Consider the following 6,771-nt stretch of genomic DNA (forward strand, 5'->3'; position numbering starts at 1 on the left):
GTGTTGTAGTCATTGACAGGCACTATCTGACGTCACAAGAGAGATGCGCTAAGTCATTGATCTGATTGATCAGCACTGACGAATCCTGATTAATGCATCTCGAAATCGCTGTATCTACGCAGCGATTGCATGGGCTCCGAAGCCGAGGGTCGTGGGTTCGATCCCCGCCAGCCGCGCCAGATCCCCGATCCCCTCGGGCGCGCACCGAGCGTCAACCGCCCACCAGACGAATATCCGTCTCGCGCTCCACATACGCCCACTCCGGCGATCCCCTCAGCGCGTTCAGCAGTTCCTCGAACAGACCGGTGTCGCGCGGCGCGTACTCGAACCACGTCAGAAAGTCGAAGGGTTCGTTGTCCGACAGGTCCCGGCAATGGTGCAGGCGGCGGGCGATCTGCGGCAGGTAGTTCATGCCCAGGCGAATGTGTTGCGACTGCTCTTCCAGCACATGCCGTCGTTCGTCCTGGGTCAAGGCCCACCAGGCCGATGACTTGCGGATCGGGATCAGTGCTGCGCAGGTATGGCCAGCCTGTCCCAGGCCGACCTGACGGGACACCAGCGCTTCCCGTTCCGCGCGTTCGACGTAGCGCTCGTTGCTGGTGATGCCACGCAGCGACCACGGGCCCGGCGCCGATGCCGGCGCACCGGCCTGAATCCGCAGGTGGCTTGCCTGCGGCAGTGGCGCACCGGCCACCGTGGTCTGATTCACCACCACCCAGGGGCCGTGGTGTGCTGCGGAAAACGTGAACAGGCGCGGGGACATGGCGGGCTTCGGTGGTTGGGGCGCGGCACAGGCGCCTTCACCGGTGGTCGCGCCAGCCGCGCCGGTCTTACAGCGCGACGGGGCGGGCCAGCTCAGCGCGACAGCACCGTCGCCGGCTGGGCCGCTCCCGCCGCGCGCTCGCCCGCCAGCGTGCGCTGCCCCAGCGCCACCGTCAGCACGGCGGCGCCGCTGGCCACCACCGACACCCAGAAGCCGTTCTGCGCGCCGAAGGTGTCGACCACCCAGCCCGCGACGAAGGCCCCCAGCGCCATGCCGATGCCGATGCCCGTCATCACCCAGGTCACGCCCTCGGTCAGCATCGACGCCGGCACCCGGCGCTCGATCAGTCCGAAGGCGGTGATGAAGGTGGGCGAGATCGCCACGCCGCTGAGGAACACGGCGGTCGCGAGCAGCGCGACGGAGGAGCCGGCCACCAGCAGCGGCAGCGTGGTCAGCGCCAGCACGCCCAGCGCGATCAGCAACTGGCGGTGCAAGGCCAGCCGCGGGTTGAGCGCGCCCAGCACCAGCCCCAGCACGAAGGAGCCGACCGCGTACACGCCGATCACCAGGCTGGCGGCACCGGGCTGGCCGAGCGCCTTGGTGATGGCGATGGCGCTGACCTCGGCCGTGGCGAAGATGGCGCCCACGAAGACCAGCGCGAGGGTGACGATCTGCACCGCGCGAAGGCGGATCGCCGAGCCCGTGGGGCCATGGGCCTGCGGCGCACGCACGGGCGGCTCTGTGCCGCGCTGCGCCAGAAAGGCGGCCGAGCCCAGCACCAGGAAGAGCGTGGAGGCGAGCATGCCGGCCTCGGGAAACCAGGCCGCGGCCAGGCCCACCGAGAGCGAGGCCCCCGAGATGTACAGCAGCTCGTCGGCCGAGGATTCGAAGGCGAAGGCGGTGTTCAGCTCGGGCCGGTCGCGAAAGAGCTCGCTCCAGCGGGCCCGCACCATCGCCGACATGCTGGGCAAGGTGGCTGCGCCGAGGGCCGAGGCGAACAGGGTCCAGGCCGGCCAAGCCAGGTGGCTGGCCAGCACCATCAACAGGAAGCCCAGGGCCGACACCACCGTGGCCGGCGCGGCCACGCGGGTCTGGCCGTAGCGGTCGACCAGACGCGACACCTGGGGCGCCAGAAAGGCGTTGCCGATGCCGTAGGTGGCCGCGACGGCGCCCGCCAGCCAGTACGCGCCCAGCGTCTGCGACAGCATGGCGACGATGCCGATGGGCGCCATGGCCAGGGGCAGCCGGCCGATGAAGGCCGCGGCGGAAAAGCCCTTGGCACCGGGCTCGCTGAAGATTCTTGCGTAGGGGTTGGGCACGGGTGGCTCCTGGAATGGGGTGGGGGAATACAATAAAATACGTGGCGTATGTATGTTATTGACGTGCATTTCGTATGTCAATTCACGTACGTTCTGTATGTGTTTGATTGGAGCCCCCATGCGCCGAGCCCGCCAGGACATGATTGCCGAGACCCGCGGCAAGTTGATCGCCGCTGCGCGGCAGGCCTTCGGCCGCGTGGGTTACGCCGCCGCGTCCATGGACGACTTCACCTCGGCCGCCGGCCTCACGCGCGGCGCGCTGTACCACCACTTTGGCGACAAGAAGGGCCTGCTGCAGGCGGTGGTGGATCAGATCGACGCCGAGATGTCGGCGCGGCTGAAGGCCATTGCCGCCCGGGCGCCCAACCGCTGGCAGGCGGTGGTGGACGAGTGGATCGCCTATGTGGAGATGGCACTGGAGCCGGAGATCCAGCGCATCATGTTCCGCGACGCCCCGGCCGTGCTGGGCGACCAGTCCCAGTGCCCCAGCGCCAAGAGCTGCATCGACGGCCTGACGGCCAGCCTGGCCGCGCTCAAGCAAGACGGCGTGCTCATCGACGGCGACCCGGAAGCCCTGGCGCGGCTCATCAACGGAGCGAGCACCCACGCCGCCGTCTGGATCGCGGGCTCCAGCGACCCCGAAGCCACCTCGAAGAAGGCGGTGGCGGGTTTTCGCCAGTTGCTCGATGGCCTGCTGCGCCAACCGCCCAGCGACAACCGTGAACCGGGCCGATCGCCTTCCTCGACCAGCGACTGAGCGACGAGGCGCCTGATCCCAAACTTTGCGCCGATTCCTAGGGTAAATCCTGAACCGACCGCGCAAGAAAGTACGGACACCACCCCATTCCGTACCGATGGCGAAAGGCAGGCTGCACAGAATCCCGTTCACGGCCTTCATGGGTCGCCGTCCGCTTTCGACGAGATGAACTGGAGACAAACGTGAACCTTCGCACCGCTTCCCTCCTGGCGGCCGCCCTGCTCAGCGCAGGCGCCGCGCACGCCAACACCGAGCTCGTGATCGCCACCGTCAACAACGGCCACATGATCGAGATGCAGAAGCTCGGCAAGCATTTCGAGGCCGCCAACCCCGGCGTCAAGCTCAAGTGGGTGACGCTGGAAGAGGGCGTGCTGCGCCAGCGCGTCACCACCGACATCGCCACCAAGGGTGGCCAGTTCGACATCATGACCATCGGCCTGTACGAAGCGCCGATCTGGTCGAAGAAGGGCTGGCTCAAACCCATCGCCACCGACGCCGCCTACGACGTGGACGACCTGCTGCCCGCCATCCGCAGCGGCCTCTCGCACGAAGGCAAGCTCTACGCCGCGCCCTTCTATGCCGAAAGCTCCATGCTCATGTACCGCAAGGACCTGGCCGACAAGGCCGGCGTGCAGATGCCCGAGCAGCCCACCTGGGCACAGGTGAAGGACTTCGCCGCCAAGGCGCACGACCCCAAGGCCGGCGTGTACGGCATGTGCCTGCGCGGCAAGCCGGGCTGGGGCGACAACATGGCTCTGCTCACCACGATGGTCAACACCCATGGCGGCCAGTGGTTCGACATGCAGTGGAAGCCGCAGATCGAGAGCAAGCCCTGGAAGGACGCCATCACCTTCTACGTCGACCTGATGAAGCAGTACGGCCCGCCCGGCGCCTCGGCCAACAGCTTCAACGAAAACCTGGCCCTCTTCAACGAAGGCAAGTGCGCCATGTGGGTGGACGCCACCATCGCCGCCTCCTTCATCAGCGACCCCAAGCAGTCCAAGGTGGCCGACAAGGTGGCCTTCGCGCAGGCACCGGTGGCCACCACGCCCAAGGGCGCGAACTGGCTGTGGTCGTGGAACCTGGCCATCCCCGCCAGCTCCACCAAGGACGCGGCCGCGCAGGCCTTCATCAAGTGGGCCACCTCCAAGGACTACATCAACCTGGTGGCCAAGGAGCAGGGCTGGGCCATGGTGCCCACCGGCACGCGCAAGTCCACCTACGCCAACCCCGAGTTCCAGAAGGTCGCCAAGTTCGCCGCCGCCGAGAAGAAGGCCATCGACTCGGCCAACCCCAACGACAGCACGCTGCCCAAGTCGCCCTACGTGGGCGTGCAGTACGCGGCCATTCCGGAGTTCCAGGCCATCGGCGTCGCGGTGGGTCAGCAGATGAGCGCGGCGCTGTCGGGCAAGGTCACGGTGGACCAGGCGCTCAAGACCGGCCAGACCATGGCCGAGCGCGAAATGAAGAAGGCCGGCTACTACAAGTAAGCGCGCCCCCTTCGCCCGTACTCGGATCGCTGCATGAACCGGCTGCTTCCCCGGGGGCTGATGGCCCCGGCGGTGATCGCGCTCCTGCTCTGGATGCTCGTGCCGCTGCTGATGACCATCGGGTTCTCCCTGGTCAACTACAACCTCATGCTACCGGGGCAGCACGGTTTCGCCGGGCTCGCCAATTACGAGTACTTCATCACCGACCCCGACTTCTGGCCCGCCGTGGCGAACACGCTGCTGCTCATCGGCAGCGTGATCCTCATCACCGTGGTGCTGGGCGTGCTGCTGGCGCTGCTGGTGAACGACCCCTTCCCGGGGCGCGGCATCGTGCGCGTGCTGCTCATCTCGCCGTTCTTCGTCATGCCCGCGGTCAACGCGCTGCTGTGGAAGCACATGATGATGAACCCCATCTACGGCGTGCTCGCCAACGTGTGGAAGTTCTTCGGCCTCGCGCCCGTGGACTGGCTCACCGACCTGCCGCTGTTCTCGGTCATCGTGATGGTGGCCTGGCAGTGGCTGCCCTTCGCCTGCCTGATCTTCATCACCTCGCTGCAGTCGCTTGACCGCGAGCAGATGGAGGCCGCGCGCATGGACGGCGCCAGCGCGGTGCAGCGCTTCTGGTACCTCACGCTGCCGCACCTGGCGCGGCCCATGGCCGTGGTGATCATGATCGAGATGATCTTCCTGCTCAGCGTGTTCGCCGAGATCGCCATCACCACCGCCGGCGGCCCGGGCAACGAGAGCACCAACCTTACCTACCTGATCTTCAAGCAGTCGCTGATGAACTTCGACGTCGGCGTGGCCTCGGCCGGTGCGCTGTTCGCGGTGGTGCTGGCCAACATCGTCGCGGTCTTCCTCATCCGCATCATCGGCAAGAACCTGGACTGAGCATGCCGCCCAACCCGCTGTTCACCACCTTGCGGACCCTCGGCGCCTGGGCCGCGGCGCTGCTGCTGTTCTTCCCCCTGGGCTGGCTGTTCCTCACGGCCTTCAAGACCGAACTGCAGGCCATCGCCGTGCCGCCGCTGTTCGTGTTCGAGCCCACGCTGGAGAACTTCGGCGAGGTGCAGCGCCGCAGCGACTACCTGCTCTACGCGCGCAATTCGCTCATCACCAGCGTGGCCTCCACCGTCATCGGCCTGCTCATCGCCGCGCCCGCCGCGTACTCCATGGCGTTCTTTCGCACGAAGCGCACGCGCGACATCCTGATGTGGATGCTCTCCACCAAGATGATGCCGGCCGTGGGCGCACTGGTGCCCATCTACGTGCTGGCGCAGACGGCCGGCCTGCTCGACTCGTTGAGCGCGCTCACGGTGGTGTTCACGCTGTCCAACCTGCCCATCATGGTGTGGATGCTCTACAGCAGCTACAAGGACATCCCCAACGAAATCCTCGAGGCCGCGCGCATGGACGGCGCGAGCCTGTGGACCGAGTTCCGCCACGTCGTGCTGCCGCTGTCCGTCGGCGGCCTGGCCTCCACCGGCCTGCTGTGCCTGGTGCTCAGTTGGAACGAGGCCTTCTGGGCGCTCAACCTCACCTCGGCCAAGGCCGGCACCCTGGCCACGCTGATCGCCTCCTATTCCAGCCCTGAAGGCCTGTTCTGGGCCAAGCTCTCCGCCGCCTCGCTCATGGCCATCGCGCCCATCGTGGTGTTCGGCTGGTTCAGCCAGAAGCAGCTCGTGCAGGGCCTGACCTTCGGCGCCGTCAAGTGACCCAGGGAACCACCGACATGGCCTACCTCCAACTGAAGAACATCCACAAGCGCTTCGACGACGTGCACGTCATCCGCGGCGTGGACCTGGACATCCGCCAGGGCGAGTTCATCGTCTTCGTCGGGCCCTCGGGCTGCGGCAAGTCCACCATGCTGCGCCTCATCGCCGGGCTGGAGCACATCAGCAGCGGCGGCCTCATGCTCGACGGCCGCGACATCACGCGCATGCCCTCGGGCCAGCGCGACCTGGCCATGGTGTTCCAGAGCTACGCGCTCTACCCGCACATGAGCGTGTACGACAACATGTCCTTCGCCCTCAAGCTCGCCAAGGTGCCGAAGGACGAGATCCGCCGCAAGGTGGCGCACGCGGCCGAGCAGCTCAAGCTCACGCCCTACCTGCAGCGCACGCCGCGCGAGCTCTCCGGCGGACAGCGCCAGCGCGTGGCCATCGGCCGCGCCATCGTGCGCGCGCCCAAGGTCTTCCTGTTCGACGAGCCGCTCTCCAACCTCGACGCGGCCCTGCGCGGCAACACGCGCGTGGAGATCCACAAGCTGCACGTCGCGCTCGGCGCCACCTCCATCTACGTCACGCACGACCAGGTGGAGGCCATGACCCTGGCCGACCGCGTGGTCGTTTTCAAGGACGGCGTGATCGAGCAGGTCGGCACGCCGCTGGAGCTGTATGACCGCCCCGCCAACCGCTTCGTCGCGCAGTTCATCGGCATGCC

7 protein-coding genes are annotated in these 6,771 nt (G+C 67.1%); 5 read left to right on the forward strand and 2 right to left on the reverse strand.

Features of this window, described 5'->3' with window-relative positions:
* Positions 1-211: 211 nt before the first annotated feature.
* Together VLG41_RS13475 and VLG41_RS13480 are read right to left on the reverse strand one after the other, a co-directional pair.
* A complete protein-coding gene (locus VLG41_RS13475) occupies positions 212-763 on the reverse strand; it encodes a chlorite dismutase family protein (protein WP_325349918.1) in 552 nt (183 codons plus the stop codon).
* Positions 764-855: 92 nt separating this feature from the next.
* Positions 856-2,082, reverse strand: a complete 1,227-nt coding sequence (locus tag VLG41_RS13480) for an MFS transporter (protein ID WP_325349919.1) — start codon at positions 2,080-2,082, stop codon at positions 856-858.
* A gap of 118 nt (positions 2,083-2,200) precedes the next feature.
* On the opposite strand from VLG41_RS13480, the gene VLG41_RS13485 reads away from it, so the two are divergent.
* The 5 genes from VLG41_RS13485 to VLG41_RS13505 form a co-directional block, all read left to right on the forward strand.
* Complete coding sequence (locus tag VLG41_RS13485; protein WP_325349920.1) at positions 2,201-2,839, forward strand: TetR/AcrR family transcriptional regulator; 639 nt, start codon at positions 2,201-2,203, stop codon at positions 2,837-2,839.
* Between the two features lie 284 nt (positions 2,840-3,123).
* On the forward strand, positions 3,124-4,329 hold the full coding sequence (locus tag VLG41_RS13490; RefSeq protein WP_325349924.1) for a sugar ABC transporter substrate-binding protein: 1,206 nt from the start codon (positions 3,124-3,126) through the stop codon (positions 4,327-4,329).
* Positions 4,330-4,362: 33 nt separating this feature from the next.
* Positions 4,363-5,220, forward strand: a complete 858-nt coding sequence (locus VLG41_RS13495; protein ID WP_325349921.1) for a sugar ABC transporter permease — start codon at positions 4,363-4,365, stop codon at positions 5,218-5,220.
* Positions 5,221-5,222: 2 nt separating this feature from the next.
* Positions 5,223-6,044 carry a carbohydrate ABC transporter permease gene (locus VLG41_RS13500; RefSeq protein ID WP_325349922.1) on the forward strand — a complete coding sequence of 274 codons (822 nt, stop codon included), beginning with the start codon at positions 5,223-5,225 and terminating at the stop codon, positions 6,042-6,044.
* 17 nt (positions 6,045-6,061) lie between these two features.
* The coding region (locus VLG41_RS13505) for an ABC transporter ATP-binding protein (RefSeq protein ID WP_325349923.1) at positions 6,062-6,771 on the forward strand (710 nt) is incomplete at its 3' end.

Origin of the sequence: Hydrogenophaga sp. (assembly GCF_035481345.1) — a bacterium.
Lineage (GTDB): Bacteria > Pseudomonadota > Gammaproteobacteria > Burkholderiales > Burkholderiaceae_C > Hydrogenophaga.

Bases quoted from the DNA above. Each gene is read 5' to 3' on its own strand.
- VLG41_RS13500 (WP_325349922.1), top strand. From the start codon at position 5,223: ATGCCGCCCAACCCGCTGTTCACCACCTTGCGGACCCTCGGCGCCTGG.
- VLG41_RS13485 (WP_325349920.1), top strand. From the start codon at position 2,201: ATGCGCCGAGCCCGCCAGGACATGATTGCCGAGACCCGCGGCAAGTTG.
- VLG41_RS13490 (WP_325349924.1), top strand. From the start codon at position 3,124: ATGATCGAGATGCAGAAGCTCGGCAAGCATTTCGAGGCCGCCAACCCC.
- VLG41_RS13495 (WP_325349921.1), top strand. From the start codon at position 4,363: ATGAACCGGCTGCTTCCCCGGGGGCTGATGGCCCCGGCGGTGATCGCG.
- VLG41_RS13475 (WP_325349918.1), bottom strand. From the start codon at position 763: ATGTCCCCGCGCCTGTTCACGTTTTCCGCAGCACACCACGGCCCCTGG.